This is a genomic window from Myroides odoratimimus, from assembly GCF_030326305.1.
GTDB classification, from domain to species: domain Bacteria; phylum Bacteroidota; class Bacteroidia; order Flavobacteriales; family Flavobacteriaceae; genus Flavobacterium; species Flavobacterium odoratimimum_A.
The window spans coordinates 1-17,102 of the sequence record NZ_JACAKB010000008.1 but is presented as its reverse complement, the minus strand read 5'-3'; the positions used below and the strand labels follow the sequence as shown (position 1 = coordinate 17,102).

Genomic DNA, 17,102 nt, shown 5'->3' with positions numbered 1-17,102 from the left:
ATTCATTCAAACTCTGGAAGAGATATTGTGGTTAAAACTTGTTTTATCTTTTTATCGTTTTTTTGAGTTTCTTTTTTAAGAAACTTACTTATTACAAAAACTCTATAATTATCATGCGAAGACATTACACCATAAAATCTATCCTGATTAACCTTTATAGCAAAAATTTTCCCTCCATCACAATTACCTTCATAATTAAATTGCTCTTTAGTACTTGAACCTTCTTTAACTGCCACAACAACAACCCAAAATTTTTTAAATTTTATTGTGTTTTTAGATAATTGATGATAACCTTCAGAGACACTTTTATCTCCAAAATCTATAAAAACCCTAAACCTATATGTATCACATTCATAAATCTTTGTTACCACATTAGAAAACTTAAGCGATTAGTTAAGTACAAACTTATTCATTTTTTCCTAATTACAGTATTTAATTATAAATATTTTCACAATTACAATACTCTCAAATATTATAAGCAAATACACTAACAACTGCCTTATTACAAATCGCTGTACAAAATCCAATTCCAAAAACAAAGTAGTAAACATCATTACACTCAATCCCACAACAACCAACAACACAAACTCAATAAACCTTCTCATTATTCTGAAAATTTTCTATTTACCACATTCTTAAAACTCCAGTAATTCTTATACCTTTTACTCCCGAAATACTTCTCATACAACTCATTCACATGATTAAAAGCGTCTATCCTCGATGGATACTTAGTAATCTGTTTAAAGTAGTACTCATAGAATCCATCAGTACTAGCTATCTGTCTCATTAATTCATTCTCTTTGCGCAATCTTTCATTCTCTACCTGAACTGCTATATGATGTTGTGATATTGTCATAACTTACTTTTTTGATTACTTAACTTCTTCTCTTAATCCTGGAGAATACACTCCTAATTGATATGCCTGCATCCTCCATCCTTTCCCCTTATCATTATCTAATAACTTTCGATACGCACCCACAGTCATTTCCTTTTTCATTACTACCTCTATAATCACATGATCAGGCAATAATATATCTACTTTCTTTTTTGCCATAATTACATATTATCATTATAATCTTCTAATGGACAATTATCAGGTATATCTATTGAATAATGCTTAGGATTATCACTCATAAACTCAAGAATAAAAGGCTCTACATTTTTAGATTGATTTTGCTCACTCCTAGCAAAAGCACAAATAACAGCATAATACATATTACTATTTTGCTCTACTAAATTCATTTTGTACTCACAGTCATTACAACTAGTAATAACCTTAGCTATTTTATTCTTACCCATAACTATATATAAATATCATCCTCACTCATTGGCTTACTATATTTCCCTCCTGTATCTTCCTCTACAGACATACTGCCACCCAATGCCATTATTATTCCTATAATCCCATCAATACGCTTACCTCCTTTATTAGACTGCCCTTTGTGGACCTTTATATTATCATTTGCATCTCGATAGATAATACACCCACTAAGCATCCATTGCAGTATAGGATTACCATCGTGTTTCATTTTTCCTTCATACGCCAACTTCTCAAACTGCTTAGTAGGAAATGATATCACTCCTATTGCCTGACTAAAGTAAGACACCTCCATTCCCTCCTCTATAAGTTCCTGAGCCATTTGTTCACAGTTCCATTTATCCGCTTCGATACGTTCTAAATTCAAAGGCTTGTAATTCGAACGTATAGTATCCTTCACATACTCATAATCGACCACATTACCAGGAGTAGCTATCAACCATCCTGCATCAACCCAATACTTATATGGTACCCTATCCTCTTTACTTCTATGCTCTATAGTATCCGCTGGACAAAAGAAGTAAGGCTTTATATATCTATCCCCGATCTCATCAGGTTCACTCAAAGCAATAAAGGCTGTTATATCTGTTGTAGTAGATAAGTCTAACGCTCCATAAGCTCCAAACTGCTCAAACTTGTACATCGGTATCTCATCCACTTTATTCTTCATCCATACCTCATTCGGTATCCATATCGTAGGAGCATCCACCCACATATTTAAGTGCTTTGTTTTAAAGTTTGGAATCTTACTTGGTTGGTTTTTTGCCTTGATATATTCCTTTCTGATATTATCCAAATCAAGTCCATATCCTACCAACGGATTAGCCTTAATCCAGTTCTCTTCATCTTCCCAATCATCCCCCTCGTCTAAGTCATGTATCATGATCCAAAGGTGATCATCTTCATTCCTCCCTTCTAATACTTCGATTACTGCTGCTTCATAATTCTTACATACACTCTGTAAGTTGGTACCTGCTGTAGTAATATGGTAAGTGATTGGTTGTCTTCTACTAACAGAACTACTCTCTAAGTTTTCCTTGACTGTATCATCCTTGTGTGCGTGATACTCATCAATTATACTGACATGAGAGTTAATACCATCCTGAGTCTTACTATCTCCACCTAAAGGCATCATCTTACTTTGTGTGCGACTAAACTTAACCTCCCTCTGATAACACTTAAACCCCATAGTTCTAAGATTAGGATTAGATACAGGAGACTCTATAAACTGTACCGCCTGACTCCAGCATAATTTTGCCTGGTCCTCTTTAGTCGCTCCAACATATACCTGTGCTCCCATCTCTAAATCAAAACTCATGCAATACAATGCAAGTCCTGCCATCTCAGCGGTCTTACCATTCTTCTTAGCACGCTTATCATACACAGTATTAAATCTTCGTTTACCATCCGAATCCATCCAACCGAAAATATTATAGATCGTGAACGCTTGAAAAGGAGCTAAATAAAACCTTTGCCCTGCCATCTTACCCGTTGTATGATTTAAAAAATTAGGAAAGAAGTTAACTGCACGCATCCCTTTATCATGATCAATATAAAACCCCTTGTCATCCGCCTCCTCAATAAACTTATAGAACCTATCCACTGCAAGCTTTATCCGCTTACCTGTTTTTATTGTCCCATTTCGGACAGCCTCCGCATACTCAAACGCCGGAGAAGAAAGCATTTCTTTTGTTAAAGACATAATTATCATTATTTTTATATCACACTTAATAAGTATTATAATATGAAATTACAAAACCCAAATTTTTCCCTTGAAATCTTTTATAGAGACACTTGGGGATATGATGATACACATTGGAGCGATAAAGACAAAGACCCTGTTGACAACCCAAAAGATGATGATGAAAAAAATTAACCATTAGAATACTTCTGATTCAGGAATCCTGAGAACAAATCTCCTTGTCCTGGATCAGAAGTTCTCACTTCTGTTAACTTACTTCTATCTTTAAACGAGAACCCAAAGTGCTTAGACAAATCATCTAAATCTTTAATCATCTTTTCTCGCACAGTTACATACCCACTGACATTAGTCGCTCCACCTTTGAAAGTTTGAATTAACCCACCTTGAAAACCACGACTATTAATCTCAGCTTCTGCTTGAATGTAATAATCTATTGTAGTCGCTAGCCTATGCAAGTGAACTAAATCAGGTTTAGTTAATCGACCACTACTAACCAACTGCTCCCCGAAATACTTGTACCAATATTTCTGATCCTTAGATAAATTAAATTTCGCCAATGGAGCAGGCAACTTATCCAGCACATCATATAAATTCTTATTCTTTTTTCCCCCTCCTGCATCATCCCAAGAAAGGATCTCCCCTGCCATATTAACAACTTTGTTATCCTCTTTCATTTATCCTTCTTTTTTATCCTACATTTCTAAACATTAAACATTTAGACCCCCCCTACCTAAAATTCACTCCGAGTAAAATTCTGACTATCATGCGATGTACACTAGGTCTTAACCAAAACTTTTTTACCCCCATACCCCCTAAAAAAATAGAAAAAATCTATTTTTTCACAAAATTTCAATAAATTTTATTTATCCTTAGCAGACTTAGCGTTGTGGTGAGAAGCACACAAGCCTTGCAGATTAGATTCATCTAACTCCGCACCACCTTTATTGATTGGTATGATATGATCCGCTACAGTTGCAACAACTACTTCACCTATAGATTCACACATAACGCACAAAGGATTCTTATCCAAGAAAGCACGTCTAAACTTCCTCCATGTCCTACTATTGTAGAACTTACTGTTATCATGTACATTCCTTTCAAATGCCTTACGCTCCTGCACCCAAGGCCTCTTAACACTATCTATTCTCTTAGCCATATCACTCTAATAATTCAATTAATTCACCATCATCATTATAATCACTATTCTCAAAAGTAATAGACACCCAAGGCTTAAACTCTTCCCCATATTGCTCGACATAGTAATTCATTTCATCCTCAGTAGCAATCTCTTGAATAGAGACATCATACTTATCATAGACTCCTTCAGAACTATTATCACCAAATCCTAACCCTAAATTCTTACGCCAATCGAATAAACACACAGGCATATCTCTAGGCATTCTCTCTAACTCATTAATTAACTCTTGCACTGTCATAACATTAACCACTTACAAATTCAAGTGGGAAGTTTTATTTTTTACTTAATTTTTATTTACTATTTTTATTTCATAACCAAAATCAATTTTAATTATGAAAAAAAGTTTATTATTATTTGCTTCTCTGTTTGTTTTAGGAGCTAGCTCAATTAGCGCAAACACTATAGATAAGACCGCCGAAACTACTACTGTAGATACTTATCAAAAATGGGAGATTACTGTTTACTCTGGTACTACAGGAGCTATAATACATCAAGAAACAGGGTGTTATACATTTGAAACGATTCATGATAGAATTCAAGAATTTGGCGGAAAATACAATCAAGATGATGTATCATTTTATGTAATAGGAGATTGCTAATAAAACTCTCAACAACAATATTTTTTTAGCTACCATACTTAATGGTAGCTTTTTTGTTTTTAAAAAGGATTATCATCTCCAAACACATCAGATGCATTAGGCAAATTACCTACCAACTGATTAGGATTATTAAATACACTCACCTCAGGTAACTTAGCAACACTCTCATTCGAATCAGTAGGGTCAACAAACTTTGTTTTATCTCCAATCCATTTTAAGAAGGTAGTTCCAATAGAACCTGCTCTATACTTAGCAAAGATTATCTCTGTATCACCACCTTGCTCTGTCATCTTCTCAAACTCAGGATTACTTAAATCAATGTTATAATACTCTGGACGATAAATAAACTCAACGATATCAGCATCTTGTTCTATACTTCCTGATTCTCTTAAGTCAGAAAGCAATGGACGTTTCAATCCTCCTCTATCTTCCACCTTACGAGATAACTGCGAAAGAAGTATAATTGGTATACCTAACTCTTTTGCTAAAAGCTTCATCCTTCTACTAACAGAACTAATCTCTTGTTCACGATTATTCCCTTTAGTCCTATCACTAACCAATTGCAAGTAATCAACTACTAATAATTTTATATCATGCTTACGTTTCCAACTTCTAGCTTCAATCACTATATCAGATATATCATTAACACCCGAATCTTTCATAAACACTGGATACTTCTCCATTCTACCAACGTGATAATTAAAAGTATCCCAATACTCAGGCTTATCAAACCCTGTCTTCATTAACTGTCCTAAGTGAAAGTTAGTATCAATAGACACAATCCTAGAAGCAAGTTGCTGTATAGGCATCTCAAGACTTATAACTCCTACTGCATTACCTGCCCTTGCATTCTCCACAACAGTCTTTAATGCCTTAGCTGTCTTACCCATACCAGGGCGTGCAGCTAATATTACTAGATCTCCTTCTTGATACCCACTTGTATAAGCATCAATACGCTTAAACCCTGTAAGAACTCCAGTAATCTTACTTTCACCTGTACTCTTAGAAATAAACTCTAAGCGCTTACTTAAGTCTTGAAGAGATTCAGCTAGAGTCACACTAGATTTACCTGCAGTAATAAGCTCAGTAACTGTATCAAACTCTTTATTCCACCTAGATAACAAATCAAAAACATCATTTGTCTCATCCATAGCAGCGGCATTCATTCTTGAATTGAAAGACACAATCATTCGTCTAAGCTTCTTTTGCAACAATAATCTACAGTGGTAATCAATGTGCGCAGAACTTACATACTGTTGAGCCAAACCAACCACGAATGCGTCATGATTCTTTCCATTAGATCTTAGCTGCTGACACACACTTAGTAAATCAACAGGAAGACTATTTGCATATAACGTCTGTATAGCTTCGAACACTTCTACATTATCCTGCACATAAAATACTGAAGAGTCTTTAATCACTTGCATTGCTTCATCTAAAGACTTCTTATCGTTGATCATCGAACCTAATACAGCTTCTTCGATATCTTTTGAATGAGGAGGAACCAATCCTTTAATTTCTTGTTTCATAACTAAATCTATTTTAAAGCCATTTTAAAACATTTACTAACACTAAATAAACAAACCCTAGTAAAACAATAAAAAACAGCCCAAACAATACTTAAAATGTATTTTTTGAATATGATTGAACAACTGGCTGCATTACTTGTTGCTGACTTCCTCCATATCCCTTTCTTTCATTCTCGCAATAGTTAATCGCAAATCTTGTCAAACGACTATTTATTTTTTTAACTGCGTACTCTAAATCTTCTTCATCAAACTTCAAATCAAACAACTCACAGAACTTATCAAAATCAGAGATTTGTTTTTTAAATCTCATCTCAAAACTTTCATAAAGACTAAAACTATTTTCTTTTAAAAATTCGAGAGCCCCTTTCTTATTAATTGTATTATTAGTATGTATTATTATATTGACATTTTCGTCAAGGCGGTTTGTCTTTTTTGTCAAGGCGGATTGCTCAAAATGACAAGGCGCTTTGCCTGAAATGTCAAGGCGGATTTTACGCTCAAAGCCACCTGATTTATTTTCTATTTCAACTAACAAATAGCCATATTTTTTTAATTGCGAAATCCACCTTGAAATAGTTTCAGGACTCACATCATACAACTCTGCGAAGTATTCATTCTTAGCCCAGCAATAACCATCACGACTAGTTAAAGCACTAATCTCACTATACAATAGCTTAGCATTAGGCTTTAATCGCTTATCATATCTTACCTCTGCAGTAAGGATAGACCAAAAACCTTCATTCATTTTATTAACTTTTTTAAGTACATTGCATATAAATACCTTATTATGCTTTCAAATAGTAAATTACAGTTCCTAAAAGAACTTAAATCAGACAACTTCTACCCATTTACTAAGGATATAGAAGATGATGTTTATGAATTCATATTAGAACTCAAAAACAAACAAATAGTACATATAGAAAACTATCAAGTTTCTATTGTTAACCAACAAGCCATTGACCAAATGATCAATAGTAAATCATCAGATTACGCAACTGACTTAAAAAACAAAGAAAACCAAACTAAGTACCCTGCTAGAATAATGCGTATAATACCAAAACTCACATCCATCGAGCGACTAATTATTGCACTAGGCTCAATAGTTACGATTATACTAGGTATTATAGCTATGATGAGCAATAAAAGATAACCTATCATTAACAGTAATACTGGTAATGATATATCATTTAATTTTCTTTTATCACTACAACATTTTTGCTTAATTAAAGCATCCAACGTATAGTTCTCTATATTCATATTAGGACCTATAATCTTTAGAGTATACTGATACCCTACCTTTTTACCATCAACCATCACAAGTTCTTCTATCAATTCAAATTGCTTAGTAACAAATTGCTTTTCCATCATCTCTCTACATAGTTAACTGAGCCACATTATCTTTCACACCACCATTCAATGGCTGTACTAAATCAATCTTATCTCCATCTATCTTACCTGCTTCAAAAGCTGTAAATTCCAAATTATCTAAGTTTACTTTATGAGACTTAAGGTTTGGATTCTGTTTATCGAACTCAGTTTTAACTTGTTCATCCTTTTGAATAACCATTAACCCCATTCCATAAGGAATAGAAGCCTTTCTTTGTTCATACATTTCCATCAACCTTTGTCCTAATCTTATTGTAAAGCCTTTTACAAAGGAAGACACCAAAGTCTTACCATGCATTCCATAAAACGCTTTAGAATGGATATACTCAAAGCTTTTCTTATACTCTTCAATAGAGTTAAAAGCTGCCTTCATAATCAATCTATAGAAATACATTGCTAGCTTAGCATCTGATTCAAAACCAAAGAACACAATATCTCCTTTACGTCCAGTTGTCCAAAAACACTCACAGTCAAACAACCTAGCTAGATCACCATAAAACCATGTAAAATCATAACTAGTAACCACAATTGGTTCTCTGACTTCAATAATTTTTTCAGGCGCAACACCTTCTAAATCATGTTCACTGATAAAGTTCTCTAACATCAATTCGTTAGCCTTCTTCAGTGCTAACATAGCCTCTTGTTCAGAGGCCCCATTCTCAACTGTTTTATTCAGAAGAGCGCGGATTTTAGCCTTAACTTTTAATTTTTGATCCTCCATATTATTAAATTTTGATTTGTCAGAGAGAAGGGATTCGAACCCTTAGGGAGAAAAGAAATTTATGCCTAATAGATTTTGTGTTTATTTGTTTGTATACACTTTTACAACCCAGTTGACTTACTCTCTGTTACTTTTCATTAAAACTTTTTCTTACAAGCTTTACACTCTTCAATTCCATCGAACCAACCTTGAGGATGACAAGCGAACTTCTTAGCTGCACACTTCTTAGAATTAACAGTAGTTTTACCTACTTTACTGTTTTGATTTAGCATTGACACCACTGGTATCTCCTGCAGGATCTCTTTTATATGTTTCATCACTATTCAGATAGTTAACTATTTTATCACTAAACCTTTTCCAATCTTGTTCAAATGTCCTCATACCTTCAAAATTTCAAGGGCCGCCATTATTTCTGACTTCTTATAGTATCTCCTACCTCCCATACCATAGCAAGTCAACCTCCCTTGACTTGTCCAGGTAGTTACAGTAGAAGGATTTGCTTTTAGAAATTCAGCTGCCTCTTCACGAGTAAGTAATTCTTCAGGTTCGCTGTTTCTCAATTCCGCGCGAACCATGTTCTTTACAGCTTCTAAGAAGTCAGTCGCTGTCATACCACTAACTATTAATTGACCTTCTAGACTCATAACTAAGAGTTTTTAAGTTTTTCTAATACATTCTCTAATTGGTTATTCAACCTAAATTCACGGCCAGCCCAAAAATTAACCAACCTATTACCACCATCATGACTATTCAATTCAGGATAATGTTCCATTACTACTGTTAAGAATGATTTTCTAGTAACAAATCCTAATACTCTAAAATCACTAAGTATTTTTAGAGATTTTGCTCTAATTGCTATTTCTTCATCAGCAGCGTGTATCTCAATAACTTTTTTCATACTTTTGACCAATTTGTGACATGTCAAGGTTTTACGTTTAAAATCATAAATCATTAACGTGACCTGACATGACAAATATAGAGTAAATACTCTAAGAAACAACATTAAAATAGTAAATAATCTAAAAATATATATATGTTAATAGATAGAATATTGAAAATCATTGAGTTAAATAAAATATCAAAGAGTGAATTTTATAGAAAAACAGGTCTTTCAAATGGTTTTTTAGATAAAGTAAAAGACATAGGAGCTTCTAAATTAGAGCAAATACTCAAATCTTATCCTAACATAAGCGAGAAATGGCTTTTAACTGGAGAAGGTGAAATGATAAAAACTGAAGAACCAAAACACGAAGCCAAACCAATTACAGCTGGAATTGTTAAATATATTCCCCTTGTTTCTCAATATGCGAAAGCAGGTTATCTTGCAGGTTTTGCAGATACACATTACATGGAGACACTACCTACTATACCAGTTATCCTAACTCAAGAACAGGAACCAAAAGGCGAATACGTTTGTTTTGAAGTATCAGGAGATAGTATGATATCAGAAGAAAATCCTGAAGAAAGTTTGTTTGATGGAGATATCCTAGTTTGTCGTAATGTTCATAAAGATTACTGGAGTAGTAAACTACATATAAATAAATGGGATTTTGTAATAGTTGACCAGGAAGAAGGTGTAATAGTTAAAAGAATTATTGATCACAACCCTAATAATGGAGAGATTGTTATACACTCTCTTAATCCAATGTTTGATGATAAAAAGCTTAACTTATCACGTGTAGACAAACTTTTTAACGTAGTTAAAATCATGCGAGACAGAAGAAGGTAATAACTTTTACGGTTTTCCGTAAACAAGTATAAATAAGACATCTTATTTTTATAAGTAAAATCTAGAAATAATTCATTATGAAAAAACTAATACTTATCATTACTTTATTAATCACATCGGCATCATTTGCACAAGTAATTACGTCTGATAAAAAAGATGATTTTACAGATACACATATATTCAATATTGAGGCACGTAAAAACAAAGACCTTTCATTAGAAGACAATATCTCAGACGATAAAAAAGGAGATAAAGTATTTTTAGGACTTGCTATTGAGAAAAAAATCGATAGCACACCACAAATTGCAATAATGATTAGTATGATATCAAACAAACCAAGATGCTTTTATAAACAAGAACTATTCTTATTATTTGAAGATGGACAAAAATCTATATTAAAACAAATTACAAAATCTGTTTGTGACACAGCAATAGTTGTAGGATATAGTATGTCAAATGAAGAATTAGATAGTTTTAAAAATAAGATTCTAAAAAAAATAAGAGTTACCGATAACAACAGTTTTACAGACTACACTATTGACAATCATATGCAAACAATAGTTAAAAAAACGCTTCAAATGACGGCTGATAAACTTAACGAAATACAACAATGAATATAACACGCATATTTTACTTTTTAATTTCAGCAGTATTTGGGATTGTTTTTTATATCCAATATCAATTATTCCTAAGAATAGATAACATAAACAACTCTATTGAAAATCTAAAACTAAAAAATGATGAAAAACTAGCTGATGTGTATAAACTAGTTTTTGAATCTCACTTTAAAGATGATTTAGTATTAAGCGGTTTCAATACATCTACAACTATAATTATTACCTTTTTCACTGTTATAATTGCTTTAGCAGGATTTATCTCATTCAAAAAAATAGATGAAGACATTAAAGTTTTAAAAGCTGAAACAGCTAAAATAGAAGGGACTTCTAAAAAATTAGATGATGTAAACATAGCTTCAAATAAAAGATACAATGAATTTCAAGAGAAAATTCTAACAGACAAACAATTTATCTTTCACACAAATCATTTAGAAATCACTACAAGTAATAAAAACATATTATTATCAAATGAGAATTTTGTACAAATACTTTTTCAACATGTGAAATTTTTTCGAAATGCTAATAGCTACATTCAAGAATTAGAATCATGTACAGATAAACCATACATTCAAGATTTTATAAATAAGAATTCTAAAGCAAAAAGTAGATTCTCAATTAAAGAATACAATGAGTTCATTGATAAATCAACTAATCATTTCATCAAGAATATAAAAAAAGGAGAAATTTCAAATGAAAACATGGAGTTGTTGATCACCCAGCTTAATGATATTGTTAGTAACAACACTAAATATAATGAAAAAATAAAAGATTCCCTATTAAAAATATCTTATCATTATAAAAACCTATAATAACAACTAAAATTACAACATGCAACCATGAGATTAACAATAAACACAAATGGGATTTTTGAGAATTTATTAACACTAGAATTAGATAAAGATTACTTCTCTATCAAAAATAATTCATCTGAAATTTTAATAAAAAAAGAAGACTACTCTATCTTAATAAATGCCTTCAAAGAAGTAAGAAATAAACATAATTTTGATTTTCATATCAACAACGAACACTTTAGAATACAACAAATCCCATACAGAACAAATACTGTCTTACTGTCAATTATAAATAAAGAAAATACCACCTTACAACAATTCGAAATACCATACCTACCTCTAGTTGGAAACATATCGCTATCAACAGAAATAAAAGGCATCTTAATAAATAATTCAGAAGAAGAATTCTTATTAATAGACAAAATAATGAGTGATTTCTATAACCAAAACAATACTGATTTAAACCTAACAATTCATCGTTTAGAATACTAAAATAACACCTTACTAACCATGAGTAATGATAAAATTACCAAAGCATTAAATACTGCACAGCACAATAACGAGAAAATCAAAGAACAAGAAAAAGAATTAAAAAACCTAAAGAAACAATTAAAGCAATATGAAATGAATTACACTAGTAATTCACCTAAAAGCGATAAACAAAAAATTTTAGAATACATATTTAAATACTTAACAGTAATACTTGTAATAATTTCTTTATTATTATATATTATTTCATACAGATTCTTTAAAGAAAATTCACCTGAAATATATTCAACACTTACACAAGTTGCTACGGCTATACTATCTTCTGGAGTATTTACAGCAGTATTAAAATCAATACAATTCACTGGTATTTTTAAGAATGAATTAAAAGACATACTTACCACTTCTGAGTTTTTAAATAACAGAAACGATTTACCATTATTATGGAGAGAAATAACAAAAAGCTTATATAAAAGAAAATTTCCAGAAATCAGTAATTCATTAGAAGAACATATATTAAGCACATACCTCCCTATTAATGCAGATATATATTATGACAACTATAATGTATCAATATTAATAGACGATATTGATGAAGACTTTAATATAACATACACACAAACTTGTAGTTATCAAGTAATAATGGATATAGACTGCAAAAAAACTATAATTGAGGTATCTAGTCAAATTAGTGATGATGATGACCCTCAAGGAAGTATTACAAATGAATTACTATACTTTAAGATAGATGGAGATGATGTAGATCTAAAAGAAGATCCTTCTACTATTGATGACAACAAAAAGACATTATACAAAATCCCTTTAGAAAACTCTACGCCTGGAGTGAAATACGAGATTGAATCACAATATAAAAGAACATATCCCCTTAAAAATGAAAACTATAAATTGTTTAGAATGAATTACATTACTAGCAATATGATAGTAAATATCCAATTCCCTGAACACGTAAGAGTTTCATTCTTTAATATTGGATTAAAAAGTGATGCTTTCGTACCAATTGGTGACAACTTTAAAAATCACATTTGCAAAGTATTAAAAAACAACATAATCCTACCACACCAAGGCTTTGGACTTAGTTTTGAAAGAATTAAATAAAAAATAACTACCTAAACGCTTTCTATTCCAAAAAGATTTCATTAATTTGTGGTATCAAAACATTAGTTAATTTAAATAAACATGGAAATTATGAGAGCTTTTACGAAATTAGGTATAGACGAACTGTCTTAAAGAAAGAATATATTTTTAATAACCAAATAAAGTAAAAGCACCTCTAAAGGTGCTTTTCGTATTTAATCAAAATAATCAAACATCTCCATTGCGATATCTTTACTTCCCTTACCTATATACTTTAAGAACATTTGCTCAGTACTGTGCCCTGTAATCTCTTTTAAATACATAGTAGGTATCTTCCCGTAATTATTAGTAGCAAAACTCCTTCTACCTATATGTGAAGTCACTAACTTACATTTAGGGTAATCTTTCGCCACCATGCGATATCCATTATTCTTTGTCTTAGACTTAATGGAGCCAGGAACCATCTCAGTTATCTCAGCTGCTTCACATACCTCTTTGATATACTTATTATACTTCTGATCAGATGTGGCACGAGGAAACTCACCATCTCTTTTACTCAATACTTCAAGCGCTTTCTTAGACAAAGGAATACTCATCCTTTTACCTGTTTTCTCTTGAACGAATTCTAATAGCGATTTAAGCTCTCCTTTTCTATTTTCCTCACATCGTATCATAGACTTATCAAATCGCATAAAATCACCTATCCTTTGCCCTGTATAACAAGATATCAATAACCAATCACGAGCGTTATCTAAATAATCAGAAGGCAACTCTACATTCTTGATTTTCTCAATCTCCTCTTCTGTCAGATAAATATTATCAACAGGCTCTTCTTTTACTCTAACTAGATTCAACGTAGTACTAACCTCCACTCCATTCATAGCTGCATAATTACACACAGACTTCACATAAATGCAAAACACAGAGATAGTGTTATTAGAATATCCCTTACTCAAACAATAAGCTTCAAACTCTCTTTTAAACTGAATACCGATATCCTTAACCAACCACTCCTTCTTAGAGCTAACTATAAACTCAGTCACAACTCTAAGCGATACCTTATTTTTCTTCTTAGTATTATAAGTCAAATCTGCTTTCTTGTCTTCTGCCGTCACATCACACCAATCCAAAAAAGATACTGGAACATCAGTAGCAACAACAGGATTATAATAACCATCCACAACACCAACCAACCATTCTTTATTATAACGATCTACATCTACAATCATTGACGCATCATGAATGTGATTCTCTAAACTATTCAATTCAGTCAACAACTCAGCTTGAAAATTCTTAATCGAAATATCAGCTATCCTTTTTGCTTTATGATACTTTTGCCAATACTCCTTAGTAACTTCACTTTTAGTTGACACCTCAATGAAAGATTCCCTACCTTTGTTCATGTAAAAAAAACGTACTTTAAGAGGTGCTTTTTCTCTAGTTGATCTATATAAAAAAGATATCGTTGCCATACTATACAAGTTTATACAAATGTATAGAATTTGTATAGATTCACACAACAACATACAACATCATACTATACTATACAATATTTAGACAGAATGAAAAACAAACCAATTAACATATAATCAATTAGTTAAAGCAAATAACAAACAATAAAGAATTGTTTAAGACACATACCATGTGCCCCCACTCCGGGCACCAAAAAAGCCTAACTCAATGAGTTAGGCTTTTTTAATATATATACTTTTATTTAGCATCATCTGCAGAAGGTCCATACATACCAGGTATAGGCACATCTAACAAACGCAAATAAACAGATAACTGTCCCCTATGATGGTAGATATGATTATTTACAATAAATCGATTAGCTCCAACCTTTGACATAGCAACAATTATATGATCACCTGATTTTAATTTCCATTCAGACATCCACTTTTCTTCATCAAACATATTTAAAGCAGATACAACAGCCTTTTCATACTTATCTAAAAGAACCAATAGTTCTTCTGTAGTTTGTGCTTCTAAAGGCTTGTAATCTACTTGAAAATCCAAACTATCCTTTGTTAGGATATTCTCAGTCCAAATAGTCAATTCTACAATATGCTTAGCCAAATCTCCTAAGCTCATAGACTTTTCATGAGGTTTCCAACCCCATCTGTCATTAGGCACACAAGAAATTATTTTCTTTGTACTATTCAATTCATGTCCAAATTCTAACAAATAACTATTACTTATACTCATGTTTTTGTTTTAAAGATACAACTATTACAAATAGATTAAACTAGTTCTCAAAATGTAGACCAATAACTTTTACGGTCACTAAACTTATTTTACGAATAACTTATAACAAAAACCAATAATGATTTATTAAATTTGAGGTTACATAAATTTAATACTACAGAGTTCAAAGAGGTATAAATGTAAAATAACATGAAAAAATTACAACTTCAAGAAATAGAAAGAGTAAAATCTATATCTGAAAAAGACTTTATTGAAAAATATTTTAAAAAACAGATTCCTGTTGTAATAGAAAACTTAACCGAAGACTGGCCTGCTTACAAAAAATGGCGTTTAAACTATATAAAAGAAATCGCTGGTGAAAAAATAGTGCCTCTTTATGATGACAGACCTGTTTCCCATAAAGATGGATTTAATGAAGCACATGCAACAATGAAAATGGCTGATTATATTGATCTACTTGAAAAGGAACCTACTGATTATAGAATATTTCTTTACAATATCATGAAAGAAGTACCGAGTCTTAGAAATGATTTCAGATGGCCTAAACTAGGATTACGCTTAGTAAAACAACTTCCGATGTTATTTTTTGGAGGAACAAATTCAAAGGTTTTCATGCATTTTGATATTGATTATTCTAATATATTACATTTTAATTTTAATGGAGAAAAGCAATGTATGCTATTTTCACCAAAACAAACGAAATACATGTATAAAATACCACATGCATTAATATCCAGAGAAGACATTGATTTTGACAATCCTGATTTTGATAAATGGCCTGCTTTAAAAAATGTAGAAGGATATATCTGTAACCTAAAACATGGAGAAATGCTTTATATGCCTGAGGGTTATTGGCACTATATGAAATACCTGACACCTAGTATATCAATGAGTCTAAGAGCATTTCCATCTAAATATAGTAACCTAGCAAAAGCGATCTATAATGTTACTATAATGAGATATTTCGATAGTTTTATGAGAAAGTTAAAAGGACAAAATTGGATTGATTACAAAAACAAAAAAGCTATAATCACTACTCATAAAAGACTAGGTATAAAATAACTTAAAGAAGAATAAAAACATGTACCTAACACTAGAACAAGCAAAAAATAAATTAGAACATTTTTGTGCTTATCAAGACAGATGTCATGCTGAAGTTATATCTAAACTATACAATTTAAAGGTCTCCTCTGATCTACACGATGAAATACTCGTCTATCTAATAAATAATAAATTTCTAAACGAAGAGCGCTTTGCCCGTAGTTTTGCAAGAGGTAAACATCGTATTAGTGGATGGGGAAAAAACAGAATAATTGGAGAACTTAAACTCAAAAAAATATCAGCTAATCTAATAAAAATAGCGATGACTGAAATAGAAGACACAATGTATTTCGAAACTTTAAATAAACTAGCAGAACAACGTTGGCACTCTATAACAGATAAAGACTTAAATAAAAAAACACAAAAGTTAATAGGATACTTACACAGAAAAGGATATGAAATGGAATATATACTTGATAAAGTAAATGATCTTCAAAAAGAATAAGAGCCTATTAAAGCTCTTTTTTATAGCCTTATAAGACGTTTCAAAATTACTACAAACAATTGATACTTCTTTCTTTTAAACATTTAACATCTACCCTATACAAAAAAAATCCCCAACCTCTAATGAGATTGGGGATTCTATAAAGAAAGGCGGCGACATACTCTCCCACTGGTTAGCAGT

26 protein-coding genes are annotated in these 17,102 nt (G+C 31.7%); 9 read left to right on the top strand and 17 right to left on the bottom strand.

Features of this window, described 5'->3' with window-relative positions:
• Positions 1 to 2: 2 nt before the first annotated feature.
• From HX049_RS07985 to HX049_RS07965, 5 genes are all read right to left on the bottom strand, one after another.
• The gene (locus tag HX049_RS07985; RefSeq protein WP_286415270.1) at positions 3 to 371 is read right to left on the bottom strand and encodes a hypothetical protein; all 369 of its coding nucleotides are present in this window, start codon (positions 369 to 371) and stop codon (positions 3 to 5) included.
• A 233-nt stretch (positions 372 to 604) separates the two neighbouring features.
• Entirely contained in the window at positions 605 to 856 is a 252-nt protein-coding gene (locus HX049_RS07980; protein WP_286415269.1) for a hypothetical protein, read from the bottom strand.
• A 15-nt stretch (positions 857 to 871) separates the two neighbouring features.
• Complete coding sequence (locus HX049_RS07975) at positions 872 to 1,054, bottom strand: hypothetical protein (protein WP_286415267.1); 183 nt, start codon at positions 1,052 to 1,054, stop codon at positions 872 to 874.
• 2 nt (positions 1,055 to 1,056) lie between these two features.
• Positions 1,057 to 1,299: a hypothetical protein gene (locus tag HX049_RS07970; protein ID WP_286415265.1), complete on the bottom strand. Its 243-nt coding sequence runs from the start codon at positions 1,297 to 1,299 to the stop codon at positions 1,057 to 1,059.
• Positions 1,300 to 1,301: 2 nt separating this feature from the next.
• Complete coding sequence (locus HX049_RS07965) at positions 1,302 to 3,020, bottom strand: terminase large subunit (RefSeq protein WP_286415264.1); 1,719 nt, start codon at positions 3,018 to 3,020, stop codon at positions 1,302 to 1,304.
• Positions 3,021 to 3,062: 42 nt separating this feature from the next.
• Here HX049_RS07965 and HX049_RS07960 point away from each other — a divergent pair, with 42 nt between their 5' ends.
• Positions 3,063 to 3,194, top strand: coding sequence for a hypothetical protein (locus HX049_RS07960; protein ID WP_286415263.1), 132 nt, complete (start codon positions 3,063 to 3,065; stop codon positions 3,192 to 3,194).
• Here the strand turns inward: HX049_RS07960 and HX049_RS07955 are convergent.
• The 3 genes from HX049_RS07955 to HX049_RS07945 form a co-directional block, all read right to left on the bottom strand.
• Complete coding sequence (locus HX049_RS07955) at positions 3,191 to 3,694, bottom strand: P27 family phage terminase small subunit (protein ID WP_286415262.1); 504 nt, start codon at positions 3,692 to 3,694, stop codon at positions 3,191 to 3,193. The two genes, HX049_RS07960 and HX049_RS07955, sit on opposite strands and share 4 nt — an antisense overlap.
• A 185-nt stretch (positions 3,695 to 3,879) precedes the next feature.
• Entirely contained in the window at positions 3,880 to 4,176 is a 297-nt protein-coding gene (locus HX049_RS07950) for an HNH endonuclease (RefSeq protein ID WP_286415261.1), read from the bottom strand.
• 1 nt (position 4,177) lies between these two features.
• Positions 4,178 to 4,456, bottom strand: a complete 279-nt coding sequence (locus tag HX049_RS07945; RefSeq protein ID WP_286415260.1) for a hypothetical protein — start codon at positions 4,454 to 4,456, stop codon at positions 4,178 to 4,180.
• Positions 4,457 to 4,550: 94 nt separating this feature from the next.
• Here HX049_RS07945 and HX049_RS07940 point away from each other — a divergent pair, with 94 nt between their 5' ends.
• Positions 4,551 to 4,817 (top strand): hypothetical protein, encoded by a 267-nt coding sequence (locus HX049_RS07940; protein ID WP_253112689.1) that lies wholly within the window; start codon positions 4,551 to 4,553, stop codon positions 4,815 to 4,817.
• A 59-nt stretch (positions 4,818 to 4,876) separates the two neighbouring features.
• On the opposite strand, the gene HX049_RS07935 is transcribed toward HX049_RS07940, so the two are convergent.
• The 7 genes from HX049_RS07935 to HX049_RS07905 all read right to left on the bottom strand — a co-directional run bounded on the left by HX049_RS07935 (position 4,877) and on the right by HX049_RS07905 (position 9,351).
• Positions 4,877 to 6,346: a replicative DNA helicase gene (locus tag HX049_RS07935; RefSeq protein WP_286415258.1), complete on the bottom strand. Its 1,470-nt coding sequence runs from the start codon at positions 6,344 to 6,346 to the stop codon at positions 4,877 to 4,879.
• Positions 6,347 to 6,437: 91 nt separating this feature from the next.
• Positions 6,438 to 7,091: a helix-turn-helix domain-containing protein gene (locus HX049_RS07930; protein ID WP_286415256.1), complete on the bottom strand. Its 654-nt coding sequence runs from the start codon at positions 7,089 to 7,091 to the stop codon at positions 6,438 to 6,440.
• 242 nt (positions 7,092 to 7,333) lie between these two features.
• Entirely contained in the window at positions 7,334 to 7,714 is a 381-nt protein-coding gene (locus HX049_RS07925) for a hypothetical protein (protein WP_286415254.1), read from the bottom strand.
• 4 nt (positions 7,715 to 7,718) lie between these two features.
• Positions 7,719 to 8,453 (bottom strand): DUF2786 domain-containing protein, encoded by a 735-nt coding sequence (locus HX049_RS07920; RefSeq protein ID WP_286415253.1) that lies wholly within the window; start codon positions 8,451 to 8,453, stop codon positions 7,719 to 7,721.
• A gap of 137 nt (positions 8,454 to 8,590) precedes the next feature.
• The gene (locus HX049_RS07915) at positions 8,591 to 8,770 is read right to left on the bottom strand and encodes a hypothetical protein (protein ID WP_286415251.1); all 180 of its coding nucleotides are present in this window, start codon (positions 8,768 to 8,770) and stop codon (positions 8,591 to 8,593) included.
• Between the two features lie 60 nt (positions 8,771 to 8,830).
• The gene (locus tag HX049_RS07910) at positions 8,831 to 9,097 is read right to left on the bottom strand and encodes a helix-turn-helix domain-containing protein (protein ID WP_286415250.1); all 267 of its coding nucleotides are present in this window, start codon (positions 9,095 to 9,097) and stop codon (positions 8,831 to 8,833) included.
• A 2-nt stretch (positions 9,098 to 9,099) separates the two neighbouring features.
• Positions 9,100 to 9,351: a hypothetical protein gene (locus tag HX049_RS07905; protein WP_253112674.1), complete on the bottom strand. Its 252-nt coding sequence runs from the start codon at positions 9,349 to 9,351 to the stop codon at positions 9,100 to 9,102.
• Between the two features lie 135 nt (positions 9,352 to 9,486).
• On the opposite strand from HX049_RS07905, the gene HX049_RS07900 reads away from it, so the two are divergent.
• The 5 genes from HX049_RS07900 to HX049_RS07880 all read left to right on the top strand — a co-directional run bounded on the left by HX049_RS07900 (position 9,487) and on the right by HX049_RS07880 (position 13,192).
• Positions 9,487 to 10,182 carry a S24 family peptidase gene (locus HX049_RS07900; RefSeq protein ID WP_286415248.1) on the top strand — a complete coding sequence of 232 codons (696 nt, stop codon included), beginning with the start codon at positions 9,487 to 9,489 and terminating at the stop codon, positions 10,180 to 10,182.
• A 77-nt stretch (positions 10,183 to 10,259) separates the two neighbouring features.
• The gene (locus tag HX049_RS07895; protein WP_286415246.1) at positions 10,260 to 10,796 is read left to right on the top strand and encodes a hypothetical protein; all 537 of its coding nucleotides are present in this window, start codon (positions 10,260 to 10,262) and stop codon (positions 10,794 to 10,796) included.
• Positions 10,793 to 11,608, top strand: a complete 816-nt coding sequence (locus tag HX049_RS07890; protein ID WP_286415244.1) for a hypothetical protein — start codon at positions 10,793 to 10,795, stop codon at positions 11,606 to 11,608. Before HX049_RS07895 ends, HX049_RS07890 begins: the two co-directional genes overlap by 4 nt.
• Positions 11,609 to 11,635: 27 nt before the next feature.
• A complete protein-coding gene (locus tag HX049_RS07885) occupies positions 11,636 to 12,082 on the top strand; it encodes a hypothetical protein (RefSeq protein ID WP_286415243.1) in 447 nt (148 codons plus the stop codon).
• An 18-nt stretch (positions 12,083 to 12,100) separates the two neighbouring features.
• A complete protein-coding gene (locus tag HX049_RS07880; protein ID WP_286415241.1) occupies positions 12,101 to 13,192 on the top strand; it encodes a hypothetical protein in 1,092 nt (363 codons plus the stop codon).
• A gap of 194 nt (positions 13,193 to 13,386) precedes the next feature.
• Here the strand turns inward: HX049_RS07880 and HX049_RS07875 are convergent, their stop codons facing one another.
• Together HX049_RS07875 and HX049_RS07870 are read right to left on the bottom strand one after the other, a co-directional pair.
• Positions 13,387 to 14,643, bottom strand: coding sequence for a phage integrase SAM-like domain-containing protein (locus HX049_RS07875; RefSeq protein WP_286415240.1), 1,257 nt, complete (start codon positions 14,641 to 14,643; stop codon positions 13,387 to 13,389).
• Between the two features lie 238 nt (positions 14,644 to 14,881).
• A complete protein-coding gene (locus tag HX049_RS07870; protein WP_286415239.1) occupies positions 14,882 to 15,376 on the bottom strand; it encodes a DinB family protein in 495 nt (164 codons plus the stop codon).
• 189 nt (positions 15,377 to 15,565) lie between these two features.
• Here HX049_RS07870 and HX049_RS07865 point away from each other — a divergent pair, with 189 nt between their 5' ends.
• Both HX049_RS07865 and HX049_RS07860 read left to right on the top strand, forming a co-directional pair.
• The gene (locus HX049_RS07865; protein WP_286415237.1) at positions 15,566 to 16,438 is read left to right on the top strand and encodes a cupin-like domain-containing protein; all 873 of its coding nucleotides are present in this window, start codon (positions 15,566 to 15,568) and stop codon (positions 16,436 to 16,438) included.
• A 19-nt stretch (positions 16,439 to 16,457) separates the two neighbouring features.
• Positions 16,458 to 16,922, top strand: a complete 465-nt coding sequence (locus HX049_RS07860; RefSeq protein ID WP_286415235.1) for a regulatory protein RecX — start codon at positions 16,458 to 16,460, stop codon at positions 16,920 to 16,922.
• Positions 16,923 to 17,102: the final 180 nt, after the last annotated feature.